The organism is Virgibacillus sp. LDC1, from assembly GCF_025792345.1.
Lineage (GTDB): Bacteria > Bacillota > Bacilli > Paenibacillales > Paenibacillaceae > Paenibacillus_AQ > Paenibacillus_AQ lautus.
In genome coordinates this window covers 186,481-207,901 of sequence record NZ_JAOXLZ010000008.1, presented here as the reverse complement: position 1 = coordinate 207,901, position 21,421 = coordinate 186,481, and the positions used below count along the sequence as shown (strand labels likewise).

Here is a 21,421-nt window from a genome sequence, read left to right as displayed (position 1 = left end):
GTAGATAGGTTGGAGGTGGAAGTGCAGCAATGCATGGAGCTGACCAATACTAATCGGTCGAGGGCTTATCCAACATATTTCAATGTGCTGCAAATTTCGTTTCGTATCTAGTTTTCAGGTGATCAAGCATCTGAAGCCGTTTGGTGGCGATGGCGGAAGGGTTCCACGCGTACCCATACCGAACACGACCGTTAAGCCTTCCAGCGCCGATGGTACTTGGACCGAAGGGTCCCGGGAGAGTAGGACGTCGCCAAGCGGTACATATTCCCTGATAGCTCAGTTGGTAGAGCACTCGACTGTTAATCGAGTTGTCACAGGTTCGAGTCCTGTTCGGGGAGCCACTTGCTTCCATAGCTCAGTAGGTAGAGTGCATCCATGGTAAGGATGAGGTCACCGGTTCGATCCCGGTTGGAAGCTCCAGATTCGCTTTTGAATTGGACATGCAGCATGAAATTGTGGCCCGTTGGTCAAGGGGTTAAGACACCTCCCTTTCACGGAGGTAACAGGGGTTCGAATCCCCTACGGGTCACCACTATTTTAATTGCATCAGGGAATGAGAATCCCGTCGGTTCGTCGGAGGATAACTTCGTAAGCGGAGGCTTCGCAGTCTCGAACGAAGTGAGAGTATCCCCTACGGGTCACCACAACATGGAGGCTTAGCTCAGCTGGGAGAGCATCTGCCTTACAAGCAGAGGGTCGGGGGTTCGATCCCCTCAGCCTCCACCATTTCATGTATGATTCTAACGAGAATCAGCAAAATAGAAGTACTCATCGATTTTGGGGATTAGCCAAGCGGTAAGGCAACGGACTTTGACTCCGTCATGCATAGGTTCGAATCCTATATCCCCAGCCACTTCACCCCAAAAAGTGAAGTTAAGCTTTGAAGGTGATTCCGAATACTTTTCGGAGACCTGAAATGCGAGCCATTAGCTCAGTTGGTAGAGCACCTGACTTTTAATCAGGGTGTCGAAGGTTCGAGTCCTTCATGGCTCACCATTGTTTCATCTTGTGCGCGTGTGGCGGAATTGGCAGACGCACTAGACTTAGGATCTAGCGTCTTTGACGTGGGGGTTCAAGTCCCTCCACGCGCACCATTAATGCGGACGTGGCTCAGCGGTAGAGCATCGCCTTGCCAAGGCGAGGGTCGCGGGTTCGATTCCCGTCGTCCGCTCCATTTGCGCCCTTAGCTCAGCTGGATAGAGCGTTTGACTACGAATCAAAAGGTCGGGAGTTCGAATCTCTCAGGGCGTGCCATTTTTTAAAAAGATTAATATCGGGATGTAGCTCAGCTTGGTAGAGCACCTGGTTTGGGACCAGGGGGTCGCATGTTCAAATCGTGTCATCCCGATTTCTTAAGATTTAGGGCCCTGCAAAAGTAATCGGAGCATGCTCCGAAGCATAGCGTCACTTTTGTGGGTTGATATGCGGGTGTAGTTCAATGGTAGAACTCCAGCCTTCCAAGCTGGTAGCGTGGGTTCGATTCCCATCACCCGCTCCATACATAAGCAGGACATCACCGTGTGTGATGTTTTTTTACATATTCACACGACTACCCTGCGAAGTGTTAATGTACTAAAGAACATCGTTGGATCAAGGTTTATAGGACTAATGTCCATGGTATATGGGTATATCAATATCATGAGTTTTGTCGATTTGGCTAATTTTTTCGCCTGGAAAATGCAGATTTTCATGCGCTTTTATTGTATGATGTTAGGAAGGCGTTACGTCCTATAGACAAACTGCTGAAACGGGTTGAGATGGGAGGAGTAGCATGACTGAACTTACAGTAACCGCAAAGAGCAATTCCAACAATCTGCTGCGGCGAGATGTACGGTTCCTTGGCAATATTCTTGGAGAAGTTCTTGTCCACCAAGGTGGCAATGAGCTTTTAGATATAGTTGAGAAAATTCGTGAAACGAGTAAATCGTTGCGATCCGTATTCCTGCCAGAATTGTTTGCAGATTTCAAAAGGATCATCAGCACATTGGAGCCCGACATTCGCCATCAGGTAATTCGCGCGTTTGCCATTTACTTTCAATTGGTTAATATCGCGGAGCAGAATCATCGCATTCGTCGCAAACGCGATTACGAGCGTTCCGCCGGAGAGAGTGTTCAACCAGGTTCCATTGAAAGTGCGGTCCAGGATTTGAAAGAGCGCAATATTACGTTTGAAGAAGTTCAAGAAATTCTCGAAAGTCTATCCCTTGAGCTGGTAATGACAGCTCATCCAACAGAAGCGATGCGTCGGGCTATTCTGGATATTCATAAACGGATAGCGGACGATGTGATGCAACTGGACAACCCGACACTGACATTCCGCGAACGAGAGCAGCTTCGGGAGAAACTACTGAATGAAGTGATTACACTGTGGCAAACCGACGAGCTTCGCGACCGTAAGCCAACGGTTCTTGATGAGGTCAGAAACGGTATGTATTATTTTCACGAGACCCTGTTTCACATTCTGCCAGAGGTTTATCAAGAACTGGAGCGCTGCCTAAGTAAATATTATCCGGGTCACCATTGGCACGTTCCAACCTATTTGCGTTTCGGTTCGTGGATCGGTGGCGATCGGGACGGAAATCCTTCAGTGACGGCGGACGTAACATGGAGAACGCTTGAAATGCAGCGGAAGCTGGCGATTCGTGAATACCAACGGATTTTGCGTGAATTCATGAAATACCTGAGCTTCAGCTCGTCGATTGTGAGCGTTTCGGATGAATTGCTTCAATCCATTGAAAAAGACCGCGAACATGTAACACTGAAGAAGATGGAAATTTGGCACAATGAGAAAGAGCCTTATCGTGTAAAGCTGGTATATATGCTGGCTAAAATGAGTCATATTCTCGATGAGAACATGACTGGCAACGAGCGTTATCAGTCCCCTGAGGAATTTATCGAGGACTTGAATATCATTGATCGAAGCTTGCGCTTCCATTTTGCTGACTATGTTGCAGATACGTATATTCAAAAACTGATCCGTCAGGCGGAGTTGTTTGGCTTCCATACAGCAACGCTGGATATCAGACAGCATAGCCAAGAGCATGAAAATGCCATGGCCGAAATTCTTCGTAAAATGAACGTGACGCAGGATTACGCCCAATTAAGCGAAGACGAGAAGATCGAGCTGCTTAACAACCTGCTTAACGATCCTCGTCCATTGACTACGCCTTATCAAGAGTACAGCGACAGCACCGAAGAATGCCTTGAAGTATACCGTACGGTATTCCGTGCCCAGCAGGAATTTGGCGTGAAGTGTATTTCAAGTTATTTGATCAGTATGTCCGAGGGCGCAAGCGACGTTCTGGAAGTGATGGTATTTGCCAAAGAAGTCGGACTCTTCCGCAAGGACAACGATGGTTCTGTCATAGCTACTTTGCAGGCTGCACCATTGTTTGAGACGATTGAGGATCTTCATGCCGCACCTAATATTATGCGTAAGCTCTTCAGCCTACCGATCTACCGGGAAGCGGTTAGCGCCATGAATGAGCTTCAGGAAATCATGCTGGGTTACTCTGACAGCAACAAGGACGGCGGAGCCATTACCGCGAACTGGGAGCTCCAGGTAGCACTCAAAGATATTACGGCTGCAGCCAATGAGTATGGCATCAAGGTGAAATATTTCCATGGACGCGGCGGGTCGCTTGGACGCGGCGGTATGCCTCTGAATCGCAGCATTTTGGCTCAACCGGCATCAACGATTGCAGGGGGCATCAAAATCACGGAGCAAGGCGAGGTCATTTCTTCACGTTATTCCTTGAAGGGAATTGCCTACCGCAGTTTGGACCAGGCGACTTCAGCACTTATAACGGCTTCTCTTAATGCCCGTTACCCTGAAAAAGAATCGACCGAAAAAGAGTGGGAAGAGATTTCCTCGAGCATATCGGCCGCTTCACAGAAGAAATACCAGGATCTGATCTTCCGTGATCCGGATTTCCTGAGTTTCTTCAAGGAATCCACGCCGCTTCCTGAAGTGGGAGAGCTGAATATCGGTTCCCGACCATCCAAGCGTAAGAACAGTGACCGTTTTGAGGACCTCAGAGCCATTCCTTGGGTGTTTGCGTGGACCCAGAGCCGTTACCTGCTTCCGGCATGGTACGCGGCTGGTACGGGCTTACAGAGCTTCTACCAGGGCAAGGAAGAGAATATGAAGGTGCTACAGAAGATGTACACGAGCTATCCGTTCTTTACGTCGCTGATCGATACCCTTCAGATGGCTCTTGCCAAGGCTGATCTGATCATCGCTAAGGAGTATTCTCTGATGACGAAGGATGATCAAGCCCGCGAGCGTATCTTCGGTCTGATCCAAGATGAGTTTAACTTGACGAAAGAGCTTGTTCTTAAGATTACGGGACAACAGGATATTCTGGATAACCAGCCGGTCCTGCAGGAATCAATTCGACTCCGTAACCCTTACGTGGATCCGCTTAGCTATTTGCAGGTTCAATTGCTTAACGAGCTGCGCGAGCTGAGGGAGCAGGAGCAGGACGATCCGGATCTGCTTCGGGAAGTACTGCTGACCATCAACGGCATTGCGGCGGGGCTTCGTAATACAGGTTGATCCTTACAGGATGACAAATCGGTTTGAAAGGGATAGTATAAGGCGAGGTTCCCTAGAGGGACCTCGTTTTTTAATCTATGAAGCAGCATAACCTCTGATGATTAGAGTATCGGCTGCAACATGATTGTCTTTGATAGGGAATAGGGATTCTTTTTGAATTATTGTTGATTTTTAGAAACAGTTGAATTACGATTTGAATGATGCTTTTTTAGACGTTACCCATCAGACCATTCTGGGGGAATTATGGTGGACAATTTGGATGTAAGACTGGCGAAGCTGGCCCGAAAAGGGGACCAGAGAGCTTTTGCCGAAATCGTAGAGCTTTATAAAGACAAAATTTTTCATTTGGCTTACCGGATGCTGAGTAACCGCCATGAGGCCGAGGATGTCGTACAAGAGACTTTTTTGCGTGTATATAAAAACCTTGATCGATACGACGAGAATCAGAAGTTCTCAACTTGGATATACCGAATCGGTACAAATCTTAGCATTGATCGGCTGCGCAAGCGCAAGCCGTCTTTCTCGCTGGACGCCGACCTGAATGAAAGCGAAGGTATGGACGGCTATTCCCTGATCCCGAGCGATAACCGTACACCTGAGAGTGAAATGCTGCTATCGGAGACACAGCGCATCATTCATCAGGCGATTGACGGACTTCCTGCCAAGTACAAGACGATCATGATTCTAAGGTACATTCAGGATTTATCCCTGCAAGAGATCAGCGAGATTTTGGACTTGCCTGTAACAACGATCAAAACACGAGTTCATCGTGGACGCGAATTTTTGCGTAAAAAATTAGAATACAAATTGTGATGAAAAAAACGCCTATCGCCGTTCTTTGAGGAAGAGAGACCGCGTTTAAGGGCGCTTTTTTCTTGCGATGCCAGAAAGTCCGTATCCGCTATTTTTTTTTCTAATTTTCTTTTAAAAAAATTGAAACATCCCCGATTCCGGCACGTATGAACAATAAGCAAGTCTTATGCCCCTATGGGGGAATAGACCCAGCAAAGAGATTGAATGAAAGGATTGGCTCACAAATGGATTGCAAATTAGCCGTCTCTTTGATGCATGATTATCTGGATAATGACTTGTCCGACCCACAACAGCTGGAATTGCAAGAGCATTTGCTGGATTGTGCTGACTGTCGGAATTACTTCGAGAAGCTGGAGCATACCGATATGCTTCTTTATTCCTTAACTCATCATGCGACCAAGCCATCCGATGATTTAACGGAACGTATAATGGGTATGCTGCCGCAGCCCAAGAAACAAAAAGCTTGGGTCAAATGGGTTAGGAATCATCCTGCGCTCACGGCTGCAGCTTTGTTTTTGGTTGTCATGCTCTTCAGCACAATCAGTTTTTGGAGTCAGGATACTCAGCTGGTTGTAAAGAGTGATGAATTCGAAAAGCTGGTGATTGAAGGAGATACCGTCATTATTCCTCCGGATCAAATCATCACGGGAGATATTACAGTCGAGAATGGAAAGACGAAGGTCTACGGTCAAGTGAATGGCAATGTGACCGTCATTGACGGAGAATTATTTCAGGCTTCCACCTCACATATAGCAGGTCAAGTAAAGGACATAGATCGGGCGATGGACTGGATATGGTACAAGATCTCCACTCTGTTTACGGATGCCGCTTACCGCTAGGTGTAACCTGAAGCCTACTTAATTAAAAAGCGCCTCTTTTCAGTGAAAAGACGGCGCTTCTTTTGTTGATTTTATGATCTTTTTCATGGAAAGCGGAGGGCGTCCGCTTGCATCGGAAAGATTAACGTTATAACCTAGAGAGTGTAGAGTACATACTACATATATAAGTCTCATGCGTTATTAAAAAGGAAGTTCAAAAAGTCCCCGTGTGATCAGATGGAAAATGGAGAGCTGGTTCGGTCATTCGAATCTTAGCGTTCATTTTCGAGGAACCGGATTTTTTGGGCCCGCACTTAAAGGAAATGACGGGGGTTGCTGTATGGAGTATTTCACAGATATGACCTGGGGTGAAACCATTAAAGATATCATCGATATCCTTATCGTTACTTATATAATATACCAGATGATTCTGCTCGTCCGCGGTACGCGGGCGGTCCAGCTGCTCAAAGGGATTTTGGTGCTTGTGGTCATCTGGGCGCTCAGCACTTGGTTTGATCTGTACACGCTGAAGTGGCTGATGAATCAGATCTTCACATTTGGGGTGCTGGCGATCTTCATCATCTTCCAGCCGGAGCTCAGACGTGGCCTGGAGCAGCTCGGACGAGGCAAGCTGTTCGGGCGGACGGCGGATATTGACGAGGAGACCAATAAGTTAATCAGCGAAACCATTAAGGCGGTTAATTATTTGTCGCGGCGCAAAATAGGGGCTCTGATCGTCTTTGAACGGACGACGGGCCTGAATGAGTATGTAGAATCAGGGATTCCGATGAGATCGGTGATCAGCTCGGAATTGTTTATTAACATTTTTATACCGAACACACCTCTCCATGACGGAGCCGTCATTATTCAGAACGGTCAAATTGCGGCCGCTGGCTGTTATTTGCCGCTATCGGAGAATCCTTTTATCAGTAAGGAATTGGGAACAAGACACCGTGCCGCTATCGGAATCAGTGAGGTGGGGGATGCGATTTCGGTTGTCGTATCCGAGGAGACTGGGCAAGTATCGCTGGCCTTGAATGGACAAGTGGTTCGAGATATTAAGGAAGAGTCCCTCATCTCCAAATTGTATGAGGAGCTCAGGCCTGCCGCGTCCATTAAGGAGAAACGCACGTTCTTCTGGAAACGGAAGGGGGACGGCAGCAATGGATAAATGGATCAAGAACAACACGGCAAGCAAGCTCATTGCACTCGCTGTCAGTATTTTATTGTGGGCGATGGTTCATATGGACAGCGGAACGCCTGCACCGCCAACGACTTTTTATGATACCAAAGTCATTGAAGGCGTTAAGATTCAGACGTATGGATTTGATGACAGCGAATATGCGTTAACGGGTATCGATCAGGACCGCGTAAATCTCCAAGTTCGGGGAAAGAAATCCAATATCTCGCTTTTGACCGACGACTATAAGGTGAAGCTTGATTTGAGCAACGTCAGAGAACCGGGTACGCACACACTTCCGCTAACCCCCTCCATCCCGAGTGGCGTGGAGATGATATCGATGGAGCCATCCGTTGTTACGGTGACGGTAGAGCCGAGAGTGTCGAAATCCGTGACGGTAAGTATTGGAACCAAAGGCGAGCCTGCTAAAGATTACCGGGCCGGAACACCCGTGCTGATTGACCCAAGACAAGTCACGGTTACCCTGCCTGAATCGTCCATGGCGAATCTGGGGCAGGTCAAAGGTAATGTGGACCTTGATGGTGCCAAAGAGAAGATTACGGAGAAACGAGTCAAGCTTACAGCATATGATAAAGAAGGCAACGCGATGGAAGATGCGGTCATTGAGCCTGCTGCAGTAGCAGCTGAAGTGCCGATTGAACCTGCATTTGTCACCCTCCCACTGGAGATACAATATACCGGACGGCTGCCGGAAGGGTTTGTCCTCTCCAAGGTGGACCAGAAGGTAAAAGAAGTGAAGCTGTTTGGCAGTAAAGAGGCGCTGGCAGGAGCTGAGACCTATGTCGAAGCTACGATCAATTTGGGAGAAGTTAGAAATTCGGGAACAACAGTGCTTACGGCCGACTTGACGCCGCCCGAAGGTTTTGAGAAAATCGAGCCGAGCTCTGTAACGGTGGATGTTACGGCTGTATCGCATGGTGAACGGGTGATTACGGGGATTCCGATAACGTTAAAAGGGGTTGCCACCGGCCTGGATGCTGTCATTACAGATCCAAAGACAAAGACCATATCTTTAACGCTCACCGGAGCGCCTGACTTGCTCAATAGTCTGGAGCCGACCGATATCGGAGCTGAAGCGAACGCAACTGGGTTAAAAGCCGGCGTTCACGAAATTCCGCTGCAGATCACGCTGCCTAATTTTATTAACCGTACGGATTCGGAACGTCCTGTGATTAAGATAGAGCTCAAGGATAACTCCAAACCCGTGACAACGGAGCCGGACACCTCGAAGAATGAGGGAACGGACAAAGACAAGCCTGTTTCACCAGGAACGGGATCAGGAACAGGCAATGATCAGGAGGAGAATACGGAGACGCCTCCAACTGATGAAGATACGAATAACTCCGGATCAGGAGAAAGCCCATCACATCCGCCGGGAGACGGATCAAGTGATGGAACAACCGGATCAGAAACGTCCAATGATGGATAATAACGAAGAGTAGATAAAGGAGTATATAAAACATGGGGAAATATTTTGGTACAGATGGAGTAAGAGGAGTTGCAAATCAAGAACTGACAGCGGAAATGGCTTACAGCATCGGTCGCTGCGGAGGCTATGTGCTTACTGGCGATAAAGAGAAGCCAACCGTCATCATCGGTATGGATACCCGGGTATCCGGGGCTATGCTGGAGTCGGCTTTGGTTGCAGGCCTGCTGTCCATCGGTGCACACGTCATTCGTCTGGGTGTCGTGAGTACACCAGCGGTGGCGTATATCACAAGACTTTTGAAGGCTGATGCGGGTGTTATGATCTCGGCTTCACATAATCCGGTACAAGATAACGGCATCAAGTTCTTCGGTGGAGACGGCTTCAAGCTGTCGGATGAGACAGAGCTTAAGATTGAAGAGCTCATGGATGCGGAAACAGATAATCTGCCGCGACCAATCGGGGCTGATTTAGGTGAATTGCTGGTTGATAACGAATCGAAATATAAATACCTGGAATATTTGAAAACGACGGTCAATAACCGGTTTGACGGTCTGAAAATCGTTCTTGACTGTGCGAATGGCGCAGCTTATGAGCTGGCTCCGAAGCTTTTCCGTGAATTGGGTGCGGAAGTGATCGCCATCGGTGCTGAGCCGAACGGCCTGAATATTAATGATCACTGTGGATCGACTCATCCGGAGAAACTCGTTGAGGCCGTACTCCAGCATGGCGCTGACCTTGGTCTCGCTTTTGACGGAGATGCGGATCGCTTGATTGCCATTGACGCAAAAGGCGAGGAAGTGGACGGCGATTTCATTCTGTGCATTTGCGGTGATGCCATGAACCGTGCCGGCAAGCTGAAGGCAGGCACCATCGTTTCAACCGTTATGAGTAACATCGGTTTCTATAAGGCATGTGACAGCTTGAAGCTGAAAACCGCAAAAACTGCAGTCGGTGACCGCTACGTGATGGAAGAAATGCGCCGCGGTGGTTATAACCTGGGTGGAGAGCAATCCGGGCACGTCATTTTCCTGGATCACAACACCACAGGGGATGGCATTCTAACGGGAATTCAATTGGTGGATACGTTGGTAGCCTCCGGTAAGCCTCTGCATGAGCTGAAGAGCAGCATGCGCAAGTATCCGCAAGTGCTGGTTAATGTTCGTGTTGGCGATAAGAGCAAGTACCAAGGCAATACCGTTATTGAGTCTGCGATTGCTGAAGTTGAAGGCATTCTGGGTGATAACGGACGCGTCCTGGTTCGCCCATCGGGAACGGAATCCCTCATTCGCGTCATGGCGGAAGGCCCGGACAAAGAAGAGCTCGACCGTTATGTAACGCAGATTGCAGACGTGGTGAAGCGGGAATTGGCGTAAGACTAAGGGTGTATTTTTCAAGGAAAGCAGACTAATTTTTGTCAGGGCCAGTGAACTATGTGGATCCGGTTCACTGGCCTGCTGCTTTTCGATGAAGCCAGTCGCTGAAAGCGCAACACCCCCTGTCCTGTCAGCAAAGAGTGCAAATTACGGCATCGCTTGAGAGGATAGGTCATTCGATGTCATTCATGGGGTTAATTATACGCAGGGCTTGGAGCACCTGGGAAACAGCCGAGTTGCCAAAGTCTGAACGCATGAATATAATAAAGGATGTCATTCAAGAATAGAAAGCGAGGATTGTGAGGTTACTTCAAGCTTTATAAGCGCCAGAGCTTGTACCTGCGCGGGGATTGGTTATTGCTACGATAGGGATGACCAGACGGCAGAACGCAAGTTGACGAGGTAGAGGTGTTCGGATTGTTCGGCGGGGACCTCTCGGTTATGCACCAACCGTAAGCGAATCACGGAAAAGGAATGGGCGACCGTTCTTACAACGTATCCGCAGGTGCTTCTTATCACTAATATACAAAACATGAATGTGCGATTTAGAACAGGGCAGCGCGGTGGAAGAAGAGTGCATTCATGTCTGTTCAACTTTAGCAGCCTATATCTTGCTGGATATTTTGAACGTTGATAATTGAATAGATCATTCTTCTTTCCTGATACCGCACAGATGCTGCCGTGTTCTATTTCCGCCTACTATTATAGGGAAATTGAACGGAGGAATCATACGATGTGTGGTATTGTCGGATATATTGGAAATCAGAAAACGCAAGCGGTGTTGATCGAGGGATTGAGAAAGCTGGAGTATCGCGGATACGATTCAGCAGGGATTGCCGTCTTTACGAATGAAGGGCTGCGTGTGGCCAAGGCGCAAGGGCGTCTTGCCAATCTGGAGGAGAGACTGGAGTCTGCCCCACTCGTGGGAACTGCAGGTATCGGTCATACCCGCTGGGCTACGCATGGTCGGCCGTCGGACGTGAATTCGCATCCGCATACGGACGAAAGCCAGAAGTTCTCCGTTGTTCATAACGGGATCGTTGAGAACTATCTGGAGCTGAAGGAAGAGCTGATCACCCAGGGACATCACTTTGTTTCGGAGACCGATACGGAAGTTATCTCCCATCTCATCGCACGTGAATATGACGGGGATATCGTTAAGGCCGTGCAGAAGGCGATCTCTTACATGAGAGGCGCATTTGCCCTCGGCGTCTTGACCGAGTATGAGCCGGATCGATTGGTGGCTGTACGTCAAGCAAGCCCGCTTATTATCGGTCTTGGCGAAGGAGAGAACTTCATCGGTTCTGATATTCCGGCTATTTTGAAATATACGCGGAACGTATATATTCTCAACGATGGAGAGATGGCTCTGCTGACAGCAGATGCTGTCGAATTAATGACCATTGAAGGGAACTTTATTTCTCGGGAAATGATTCGTGTCGATTGGGATGCCGTTACGGCGGAAAAAGGCGGATTCGATCACTTCATGCTAAAGGAGATCCACGAGCAGCCCAAAGCATACCGGGATACGATGCTGGGCCGTGTGGATGAGAGCGGACGTAAAGTCGTTCTGCCTGAGCTGAAGCTGACACAGGAACAGATTAAGAGCATTCGCAATGTGCAGATTGTCGCCTGCGGTACGGCTTACCATGCCGGACTTGTGGGACGCAGCGTGATCGAAGAGATGGTACGCATTCCGGTTGAAAATGATGTGGCTTCCGAGTACCGTTACCGTTCGCCGATCGTTACGCCAGAGACGCTTGTCATCGTAGTAAGCCAATCCGGTGAAACGGCAGACACCTTGGCTGCGCTTCGTGAAGCACAGAGCCATGGCGCTCATGTCTTGGCCATCACCAACGTGGTGGGCAGCTCGATTGCCCGTGAAGCTAACGATGTGCTCGGCACCCTGGCTGGCCCAGAGATTGCCGTAGCTTCCACGAAAGCTTACACCTCGCAGTTGATTGCGTTTTATCTGTTTGGTCTGTACTTGGCTCAAGTACGTGGTACGATGACGGAAGACGCCGTTGCTGAAGTGATTGCAGCGATGGAAGCACTGCCTGAACAGGTTGAGTCCATGCTGACCAACGCAGAATCGATCAAGGGATATGCCGAGCAAATTGCGGAGCATGAGAACCTGTTCTTCATCGGCCGTGGTCAAGACTACGCCGTAGCACAAGAAGGATCCCTTAAGCTTAAGGAGATCTCTTACATTCACTCCGAGGCTTATGCTGCTGGCGAACTGAAGCATGGTACGCTGGCCCTGATTGAAGAGGGAATTCCGGTCATTGCCTTGGCAACCCAGGAAGCGGTTATGGAGAAAACGGTGAGCAACATCAAGGAAGTGAAGGCACGCGGTGCAGAAGTGATGGCCATTACGCATGAAGAGCATGTGGCCGGCCTGCTGAAATCCGTGGATCAAGCCTTCGCCATTCCGAAGACTTTGCCGATCTTGACGGCAGCTTTGTCTGTCGTACCGTTACAGCTGCTTGCCTACTACGCATCGCTTGCCCGTGGCAACGACGTGGATAAACCGCGTAACCTGGCGAAGAGCGTGACGGTGGAGTAAGGCGGGAGCGGGGAAATAAGCTCCTGTTCAGTTTATGAAAGTCAGGATTCATATCGCATAAGAAAAAATGAATTTATAAATGAAAAGGCTTCGCCCCTGGTGATAAGGGGCGAAGCCTTTTTGTTATGCTTACTCGATCGATTCGACCTGAATGACAGGCACCTGCGTGATCTGTCTGGATCCGGTGCTGTCACCAATCTCGCCATTGTCTTGTTGGACTTCATCAGGATTGATTTCTTCGGTGTTAGCGGGTTCGCTTGGGCTATCTGTTTCATCCATGATATTTCCGTCAACCTGATTGGCCTCCGGTTCAACGGGGTCTAGAGTTGTTGTGGAACTCTGGCTTCCCGGTATCTCCAGCTGCTGATACTCGCCGTTGAACGTTCCGATTAGCGTCGCGCTCCCCGCAGGGAAATCCAAGTCTCCCCTTAAGACGATATAGTATCCATTACGTCCAGCAACGACCTCGCCGTAGCCACCTTCCGGGATATGGACCGAGAAGCGAACCTTCTCATTCGGATACTTCTCGATATTAGCGATATCGATGTCGGTATAATGAACCTGATATCCTGTGAATCCGTATTGGTCTCCCTGACGTTCGAAGATGGCGATCTCATCCGGACTGGCTCCTTCCAGATTCGTCACCAGCAAAGACTTATCCGGCTGCACTTGATAGCCTTCGGCCGTGAACTGGAACAGCGGCGTCAGATTGGCATCTCTGGCTTCATAGGCTGAATACCAGACCAGCTCGTTATCTGCATCGCCTTCTACAAGGATAACCGGATTCTTCGCGGTGCTAAGCGAATCCTCGACTGAAACCTGTTGGATGGCGATGTCGGACGGGTAATCATGGTTTTGGAATAATTGCACCGTTTCATCGGCATTCAAGACTGCTAAATAGATGATATTTCCCTCATCAACCCCAGTGGCATAGGCCAATCCTCCGAAACGATTCCCGCCTCCGCTGACGTAGCTGAAGCTGCCTTTCAAACCAGCCATGTGGAACAAACGAATCGGATCGTGGATCGTCCAGGCCAATTCGGCAGCTTGCAGTTTACCGCTCATATCCTGGTATCCCGACAGCGCTTCATAGAGTGCTACCGCTTCCTCGTAGTTCTGGCTTTGTACCATCCCATCGGCCGCTGCGATCCACCGGTTCATCTGGTTCTGAATATACTCCATGATTTCCGCGTTCTTTCGTTCGTTCCGTTCCAGGTAGTCTCGATACCCCATGGCGTGCGAAACAAAATCGGAGGGCCGTTCTCGCAGCACATCCTTTTGCAGCATGGTATACACAAGTTCATCGGTCTTGCCATTCAACCAGGCAGCCGGCAGCGATCGGTTGGCATATTCGGAACTCATGGCATGTGACCAATTCAGCAGATCCGTATACTGTCCGGCTCCTGCCAGACGGGTTAGGACCATTTCGTCATAACGCTGGAACAGATGGAGCAGCTTGTCATTCTTCTGCTTTTCCCCGCCGTAGAATGAATCCGGAATGCGGAGCAAATTCCATTTGAAGCTGTTATCGTCATACTGCTGCTCTTCAAGCAGCTCGTCGGCCTGACGGTTAAACAAACCAATGAACTGCAGGAATATCCGTTTCACATCGCCTGGGATTCCGTAGAATGCAGCAATTTCATCGTAGTAGGAAGCATAAGCTCCTTGCTGCTCGGCCAGCTTCTGCTCTGTATCAAGCAATTCGGCATATACGTTCATAAAGCCGGAAAAATCGCCTGCTTCCCCGACCCGGCTCAATCGATGATCAAGCGAGGAAAGGCTCTGCTTCATGGAAGTAATGGGTTGAAGCTCTTGTAATCTTGAAGCAAGCAGCTCTTCTTTATATAGAAGGGAGCGGTTATTTCGCGCTTTCTGATACCACTCCTCGGCCTGAACCATTTTTTTCTGAGCATATAATAACTCGGCTTGTGCCATCGATTCGATTTTCTGATAGATATGAAATCCCTTATATCCGATCAGCAGCAGAAGGACTATACATAAAAAAAGATACAAATTACGCAGGGTTAGCGTGTTTTTCATCGTCATAACGGTATAGCCCCTCTAATCCCATTTTTGAAAATCAGGGTCCGAGCGGTAGTGTTCATTATAAATGGCCGACACCCGGTCCCGCAGGCCGTTCCACGACAAGCCGGGATTGCGGCGTACGATCTGATACAAGCGGAGGAAGCGGTATCTCGGCAATCCATCCGCATAGCGGCTAATAAAATCAGGGAACGTATCGATATATTTTTTCTTCCGTACCGCTGCCCCGGCGGCGTCGATCATAATCTGCCTGCCTTGCTCCATCCGCAAGATGTTGGATTCATGGTCGAGCAGGTATTGGATCGCTTTGCTGTTGATCAACTCGCGTTTAATTTTGGCGATTTCACCGATATAGGCGGCCAGATCCGGATCAAACTCATCCAGCAATAGCGGTTCGAGTTCAAGCTCCATATCCTTGCGCAAGCTGAAGCTTTGAAGGAGAACGATCTGCTGCAGACGGATACGGTCATTCCGGACCAAGGAGGCAATTTCCCTGACGATTTCATACCCTAGCTGGGCATCTTCCTTGATGGCGGCAGAAGCCGTTGCTTTGTTCAGATCCAGGCCCTCAAGAATCTGTTTTCGATGAGATCTAATAAGCTTGTTCAGGGCATGCAGCGTCTCCGTTTGCAGCATCCGGCGCTGCATCAGCCATAACCATACAAGCAGGACCACCATACAAGCAAAGGAGATCACGATTTGCAAGAAGGTCTGACTAAGAAGTACGGCAGAGAGCCCTATAATATAGAAGAGAAGCCGGTCACTTTGCATGGAACGCTTGGCCATTTTCTCTGCAAGTTCCATAACGGGGACAGGGGCGCTCCGTTTACAGAAAGCGCAGCTGTCTTCCCAAAGAATCGTGAAATTGTGGCAATGTTTGCAAACCCTTAACTTTTGGTAGACATATCTCGTTTTACTATAGGGGCGAAGTTGTACGGGTTTTTTCTTATCCATGCTGTTCCCTCTGTGAGTTGGCAACTTCAAGCAGGGTTTGATGCAGCTGCTCCGGTGTCGGGGCGTTCTTCTTACGCTTGAAGTAGGCCGTGATCTTGATGATGACAAAAAGAAACAAAATCCCGAGACATCCGTATGTAATCATATATCTATTCCTTTCGGCATCGTATTTGTTCGAAAATGGTGGGTGAGCCTTGTGTCCTAAGTCCGGGTGGTACGACTGATTATGTTGAACTTTGGCAGGTATAATTATATCATATGGACATAGTGCTGGTATATTTTAGTGATTAGCATGGTATTTTCTATATAAATCACCAGAGAAATGGATGTTCCCGTTATTGTTTTTTAAGCTTTCTTTCATGTAATTTTAAGACTTATTGCCTACAGTTAGACTCATGGTCTGACAAACGAACCGAGGCATCCACCTGATGCTAGACTAAATGGATGAAGGAGTAATTCAATGTTACGTAAAAATAAATGGCTGCTCTCTTTGATGGCAGCGATGCTGCTGATCTTGAGCTGGAGCGGAGGAACCATGCCTCAGGCAATGGCTGCCTCGCAGGGCTCCAAGATTGATGCCGTACTGGTGATGGATGCCAGCAACTCGATGAAAAACAGTGATCCGGAGCGGATCAGCGGCGAAGCGATGAAAATGTTTATCGACATGCTGGCCACCACCGGCGACAAGGTCGGCGTCGTTTCCTATACCGACCGGATTCAGCGGGAGAAAGCGCTGCTGGAAATTCAGTCGGAGGCGGACAAGACCGCGCTGAAGGAGTTTATCGATCAGCTTGATCGCGGCCCGTACACGGATATGTCCGTAGGCCTCGATGAAGCCGTAAAAGTGCTGAAGCAGGGAATGGACCCGGCGCATGCGCCGATGATCGTTGTTTTGGCCGACGGTAACAATGACCTGGATCCAAACACGGGCAAGACAAGCCAGCAAGCGTCAGAACAGTTAGATCAAGCCGTCAAGGAGGCCAAGGGAAGCGGCATCCCGATTTATACGATTGGGCTGAATGCCGACGGGAAGCTGAATAAAGAAACGCTGGCTGAATTGGCAAACCAAACGGGGGGCAAATCCTTTACCACCAGTTCGGCGGATGACCTTCCGCAAATATTAAGCGAGATTTTTGCCAGCCATCAGCAGCTTAAGATCGTTCCGGTACAATCGATTACCGGCAACGGAAGCTATCAGGAGGTTACGGTCCGTGTGCCGAATGCGAACGTGCTGGAGGCGAACATTTCCATTATGTCCTCAAGCCCCGTCGACGTGAAGCTGGTCGATCCTGCGGGCGCTGAGCAGACTATTCCTTCGGCCAACGTACTGCGATCCACTTCCAATTCCTATTCGCTGCTCAAGCTGCTGAAGCCGCAGCAAGGCGATTGGAAGCTGCAGGTGAAAGGCGTATCGAAAGACAAAATCGACATCAACCTCGTATTCAACTACGACCTGGAGCTGACCATGGATCCTCCGCCACCTTCAAAGGTAAAGGCTGGAGACACGATCGATATTAGGGCATATCTCGTCAGCAATGGACAGAAGCTGCAGGACCAGGAACAGTATGGCAATATGACGGCCAAGCTGTTGGTTAAGGATCTGGACACCGGGGACGAGTCAGAGGTAGAGCTTGAGAATAAAGGCGGCAGCTTTGAAGGGAATTACAAGATTCCGCAAAAGCACGACTACGAGCTGAGGGTACGGGCGGAGGAGCAGAGCTTCTACCGCGAAAGCGCGCCTGTGAAGATTAGCGCAAAAGCGGCAGCCGCGGGCTCCGGAAGCGGTGGGAAGGAGATGACTGCGGGCGAGGATGCGAAACCTTTTCCTTTATGGCCCGTAATCATTGGCATCGCGGCCCTGCTCATTGTTGGAGCGGCTGCATATTTCATACTCGGCGCGATGAAGAAAGCGAACAAAGGCTTTGTCGGTCAGATCGTGATCGAGATCAGAGATGAGAACACCGGCGAGAAGACGTTCCCGCAATACAAGAAGCTGACTTCGTTCAAAGGGAAGTTCAATCTGCATCAGCTTCTGCAGCTTGCTCCCGAGCTGAAGGAGACCGAGAAGATCCTCTTCATGCCGGGCAAGAATGACCGCATGATACTTAAAAACAATTCTTCAGCCGTGATTGAGAAATCCGGCCGCGCGCTGGATGCATCGAATGGCACGGAGCTTAAGAACGGAGACCGGCTGAGAGTTTCCCTGCAGCAGGCGGACAAAACGATATTATTGGAATATTTGGCTTAAAGCCAGGACCTATCAGGAGGGGAAGTTATGAAACCGGTAGTTAGAGAACATATACAACAGCTTGACGTTTCACTTGGAGGCGGGATTGTCAGCGAGAAAATACGGGTCGATACCATCGACAATCCGATCCTTATCATTGGACTTGGAGGGACGGGAATCGATGCGCTGCTGCGCTTGAAATATCAGATTAACCGCCGTTTCAAGCTGCCGGAGGATCCGTTGTCCAAGAAGAGAATGGACAAGCCGGATAATGTGGAATTTCTGGCCTTTGAGACCAACGAACAGGATAAGAATAAACGCTATAAAGGCATCGGGCTTGATCCGATCAATGAATTCGTGCTCCTCTCTAATGCCGAGATTGGAGGCCTCCTTCAAAACCGAAGCATCCTGGAGCCGTATATTACGGATTGGCTGTCGCCCGAGCTGAGCATTACTGACGGCATGAACGGGGCCGCAGGCGTACGCCAGGCGGGCCGCTTGCTCCTGTTCACGAAGATTACCCAAGTGGTGCAGGCGATCGACAAGAAGATTAAGACGCTGTCGGTCGGCACGAACAAAAAGCTGATGGTTTTCCTGCTGACGGGGCTCTCCGGTGGTACAGGCAGCGGCTGCTTCTTGGACATTGCCTATATCGTTCGCGGCATTATCGAGCGGGACCACGGCTCTGCCGGCATTGACCGCGTGAACACGCTCGGCTATCTGTTTACGCCGGATATTAATCTGGCCAACAAAAGCTTGAGCGAGCATACGCGCGAATACATCAAGAAGAACGGGTATGCCGCCCTCAAAGAGCTCGATTACTGGATGAACGTGGATGCCAGAGGCGAGCGGTTCAAGCAGCAGTACGGCAGCATCCTGAACGTGAACTCCCCGCTGCCTCCGTTTAATCTGTGTCACCTGATATCCGCTACGAATACGGAAGGCAAACTGCTGGAGAACGCTTATGATTACTGCATGAACGTTACTGCGGAGAACATCACGAACTTTATGGCCAGCGAGGAAAAACAGTCCGGCGAAGAGTTTGCGATCCATGACTATATCAGCAACATTCGTACCAATATCGCGCAGATGAACAAGGCGTACCCTGCCAATTACGACTACAACATTATCGGCGCATCTTCAGCTGTTCTACCCATTGAAGAGATGACCACTTATCTGGCGTACCGCGTCTTCGGCAAAATGCAAACCATGTTCGAGAAAGCGCCGAGCCAGGAGGACGTCGAGAAATTCGCAAGCAAGCTGGGCATCGACCTGGACTCGATGACCAAGAACTTTGAGTCCCGCGTACCGGAGCCTCTCCCCGGTTACCAGAACAGCGAGCGACTTAGTTACGCGAACGTCGTGAAGAATCAGGTCATTAATATGGATACGGAGCTGGAGCAAAATTTCCTGGCGAGAGCCCGTGAGGAATACATCAAAGCGAAGAAGCAGCTGCCGGGCGAGATCGTGGCTCAGTTCAGCGATCAAATCCGCCGCATGTTCCTGCATCCGCAGCAAGGACCGTTCTACGTATCCCGTTTGATTTATACGGAGAAAGGCTTCAGCCTGCTGAAGATGCTGCTGTCCTACATCGAAGCACTGCGCGAGAATCTGACCCGCATTCCCCGTGATATCGAGTCGGCCAGAGAGCAGGCGATCGATCGTCTGGGCGATGCGAAGAGCGCTTTTGTCTCTAAGGATAAGAAGAAGAACATCTATATTGAAGCCAAAATCAACGAATATTGGCTGGAAGCGGATGTGGAACGCACCGAGCAGATGATTGAATTCTATGAGGATTTATACGATCTGCTGAACCAGGAGAATAACCGGATTTATAGCGTATATACGGAAATTCTGAATGCGCTGAATTCGATTTTTGCCAAGAACGGTGACATTCTCGTCAACGGGGAGGAACAGCAGGATCATAAAGGGAACAAGACGTATTACTGGAACCTGGTCAGCGTGCCCGACATTTCCGATGTCATCAACAAAATCATGGATCAGAAGGATGTGGATGACCTCATCCGCGATTTTGCGCAAGAGCTGCTAAGCCATGCGAATCGTTGGACCCGGGAGCAGGAGATTGATATCGTCAGATCCATTTCGGAGTTTCTTACCGATAAATTCGGCGATCTGATCACCCGTTCGATGGAGGATTTTCTCGTCATGAAATTCGGGCAGGAGGATTCCATCGAAAAATTTGTCGAGCGCAATATCGCCAGCAAGCTGGATGATGAAGCTGTTCCGGTCTTCCATCTGAGCAACAGCGCAGGCAATTTGTACTTCCCTTCCTGGGGCTTTGTATCCGTGCCTGTGCAGGCTCCAAGCATTCTGAAGGGGATTCGAAATTATCAGAATAATTCAGTCGGGAAGTCTCACTTCACCGTGAAGGAGAGCGAAGTGAAGAACCGGATCTTCTGGTTGAATACAAAGAACGGCGTGCCGTTATTCGTTTATACACCGCTTAAGGTTTATGAGGAGAGTTACGAACGCACGATCATGGACAAGGAAGGCGTTGGGCGCCACTTGGTACAGACGGACCGCAACAATTGGACGTACCTGCCATCGCCGATTCCCGAAAAATCCTGGGGGGATACCTACGTCAACCCGCGGGTTCAGGATTACAACGCCCGGGTTCGCGCCGAATTTAACCAGGCGCTTGAGTTTAAGGTCATCATCCAGAAGGATGTCGACCAGAATACGAGCAGCCGCTACGCGGTTGTGTTCACGAAGCCATTTGATCTGAACGAGCTGATTCGTGCTTATGATCTGCAGCTGGATAGCCCCAAGCCTAACCTTGGCGAGGTCAAGCGGGCATGGACCGAGCTGAAGCGATTGATGAACGAGGGACTGGAGCGGGTAGGCTCCAAGGATATTTTCAACAGCATCAACGAGGATATGGCCAAGGAGAATCTGATTCGTTCGCCGGAAATGATCCGCAGCGTGCGGGAAGAGCTGAAGAAATATGCAGCCATCGCAGCCAAAATCACGGAATTCGAGCTCTTGATCAGCGACAATCAGAATGAGGAGAAATGGCTCGATCAATTTATAGAGGCGTTATATACCGGGACGATCACCAAGAAGGGTGCGCTCTTCGTTTATGATCGCGATCCGGAAGAGGATTCCTGGGAGCCGTTTGCCAATCTGCTAAAAAGCGTGAATGACGTGGAGTATGAAGTCTACAAGCACTTCCGTCAGCTGGATGAGAAAAGCCGGAGCACGCTGCTTCGTAAATCCTCCCGCCGTGATCAGGAGCTGACCGCTTCCGAGGAAATTACGCCGCTGCTCGCGAAGCTGGAAGAATTGGCCGAACGGTTCCTGGAAACGCGCGACCGGCTCGAATACGAGAAGGTGGAGCTTGCGGACGGTGAAGAACGTTATCAGTTCTATAGACAGGTCTCTTCGAAATTAAATGACATCCGCAGAAGGTTGAAATAGC

The 21,421-nt window shown here is 49.5% G+C and carries 12 protein-coding genes, 11 tRNA genes and 1 rRNA gene; 21 read left to right on the top strand and 3 right to left on the bottom strand.

All coding sequences use genetic code 11. The features are described 5' to 3' along the window. Positions 1-139: 139 nt before the first annotated feature. From rrf to glmS, 19 genes are all read left to right on the top strand, one after another. Positions 140-256 (top strand): 5S ribosomal RNA (gene rrf, locus OHJ21_RS31740). 9 nt (positions 257-265) lie between these two features. Continuing rightward, positions 266-341 (top strand) — tRNA-Asn (locus OHJ21_RS31735). Positions 342-344: 3 nt separating this feature from the next. Continuing rightward, a tRNA-Thr gene (locus OHJ21_RS31730) sits at positions 345-420 on the top strand. Between the two features lie 37 nt (positions 421-457). Beyond that, positions 458-532 (top strand) — tRNA-Glu (locus tag OHJ21_RS31725). A 118-nt stretch (positions 533-650) separates the two neighbouring features. Then, positions 651-726 (top strand) — tRNA-Val (locus OHJ21_RS31720). 52 nt (positions 727-778) lie between these two features. Then, positions 779-853 (top strand) — tRNA-Gln (locus tag OHJ21_RS31715). Between the two features lie 67 nt (positions 854-920). Then, positions 921-996 (top strand) — tRNA-Lys (locus tag OHJ21_RS31710). A 14-nt stretch (positions 997-1,010) separates the two neighbouring features. Beyond that, positions 1,011-1,094 (top strand) — tRNA-Leu (locus OHJ21_RS31705). A gap of 5 nt (positions 1,095-1,099) precedes the next feature. Then, positions 1,100-1,174: transfer RNA gene (locus OHJ21_RS31700), tRNA-Gly, on the top strand. Positions 1,175-1,177: 3 nt separating this feature from the next. Beyond that, positions 1,178-1,254 (top strand) — tRNA-Arg (locus OHJ21_RS31695). A 20-nt stretch (positions 1,255-1,274) separates the two neighbouring features. Further along, positions 1,275-1,348, top strand: a tRNA-Pro gene (locus tag OHJ21_RS31690). A gap of 76 nt (positions 1,349-1,424) precedes the next feature. Next, positions 1,425-1,498: transfer RNA gene (locus tag OHJ21_RS31685), tRNA-Gly, on the top strand. 273 nt (positions 1,499-1,771) lie between these two features. Further along, on the top strand, positions 1,772-4,558 hold the full coding sequence (gene ppc, locus OHJ21_RS31680; protein WP_326115781.1) for a phosphoenolpyruvate carboxylase: 2,787 nt from the start codon (positions 1,772-1,774) through the stop codon (positions 4,556-4,558). A gap of 243 nt (positions 4,559-4,801) precedes the next feature. Then, positions 4,802-5,371, top strand: coding sequence for an RNA polymerase sigma factor SigW (gene sigW / locus OHJ21_RS31675; RefSeq protein ID WP_009589526.1), 570 nt, complete (start codon positions 4,802-4,804; stop codon positions 5,369-5,371). Positions 5,372-5,595: 224 nt separating this feature from the next. Then, positions 5,596-6,210: a zf-HC2 domain-containing protein gene (locus OHJ21_RS31670; RefSeq protein ID WP_100541376.1), complete on the top strand. Its 615-nt coding sequence runs from the start codon at positions 5,596-5,598 to the stop codon at positions 6,208-6,210. Positions 6,211-6,529: 319 nt separating this feature from the next. Further along, on the top strand, positions 6,530-7,360 hold the full coding sequence (gene cdaA, locus OHJ21_RS31665; RefSeq protein WP_071221881.1) for a diadenylate cyclase CdaA: 831 nt from the start codon (positions 6,530-6,532) through the stop codon (positions 7,358-7,360). After that, the gene (locus OHJ21_RS31660; RefSeq protein ID WP_486022280.1) at positions 7,353-8,819 is read left to right on the top strand and encodes a CdaR family protein; all 1,467 of its coding nucleotides are present in this window, start codon (positions 7,353-7,355) and stop codon (positions 8,817-8,819) included. Before cdaA ends, OHJ21_RS31660 begins: the two co-directional genes overlap by 8 nt. 32 nt (positions 8,820-8,851) lie before the next feature. Further along, positions 8,852-10,192 (top strand): phosphoglucosamine mutase, encoded by a 1,341-nt coding sequence (glmM, locus tag OHJ21_RS31655; RefSeq protein WP_326115776.1) that lies wholly within the window; start codon positions 8,852-8,854, stop codon positions 10,190-10,192. A gap of 733 nt (positions 10,193-10,925) precedes the next feature. After that, the gene (glmS, locus tag OHJ21_RS31650; RefSeq protein WP_326119696.1) at positions 10,926-12,758 is read left to right on the top strand and encodes a glutamine--fructose-6-phosphate transaminase (isomerizing); all 1,833 of its coding nucleotides are present in this window, start codon (positions 10,926-10,928) and stop codon (positions 12,756-12,758) included. A 129-nt stretch (positions 12,759-12,887) separates the two neighbouring features. On the opposite strand, the gene OHJ21_RS31645 is transcribed toward glmS, so the two are convergent. The 3 genes from OHJ21_RS31645 to OHJ21_RS31635 all read right to left on the bottom strand — a co-directional run bounded on the left by OHJ21_RS31645 (position 12,888) and on the right by OHJ21_RS31635 (position 15,900). Continuing rightward, a complete protein-coding gene (locus tag OHJ21_RS31645; protein ID WP_486022278.1) occupies positions 12,888-14,804 on the bottom strand; it encodes a hypothetical protein in 1,917 nt (638 codons plus the stop codon). Positions 14,805-14,819: 15 nt separating this feature from the next. Continuing rightward, positions 14,820-15,605: a hypothetical protein gene (locus OHJ21_RS31640; protein WP_326115773.1), complete on the bottom strand. Its 786-nt coding sequence runs from the start codon at positions 15,603-15,605 to the stop codon at positions 14,820-14,822. Positions 15,606-15,747: 142 nt separating this feature from the next. Continuing rightward, a complete protein-coding gene (locus OHJ21_RS31635) occupies positions 15,748-15,900 on the bottom strand; it encodes a hypothetical protein (RefSeq protein ID WP_164817485.1) in 153 nt (50 codons plus the stop codon). A 315-nt stretch (positions 15,901-16,215) separates the two neighbouring features. On the opposite strand from OHJ21_RS31635, the gene OHJ21_RS31630 reads away from it, so the two are divergent. Together OHJ21_RS31630 and OHJ21_RS31625 are read left to right on the top strand one after the other, a co-directional pair. Continuing rightward, positions 16,216-18,003, top strand: coding sequence for a vWA domain-containing protein (locus OHJ21_RS31630; RefSeq protein ID WP_486022276.1), 1,788 nt, complete (start codon positions 16,216-16,218; stop codon positions 18,001-18,003). Positions 18,004-18,030: 27 nt separating this feature from the next. Continuing rightward, the gene (locus tag OHJ21_RS31625; protein WP_486022274.1) at positions 18,031-21,420 is read left to right on the top strand and encodes a tubulin-like doman-containing protein; all 3,390 of its coding nucleotides are present in this window, start codon (positions 18,031-18,033) and stop codon (positions 21,418-21,420) included. Position 21,421: the final 1 nt, after the last annotated feature.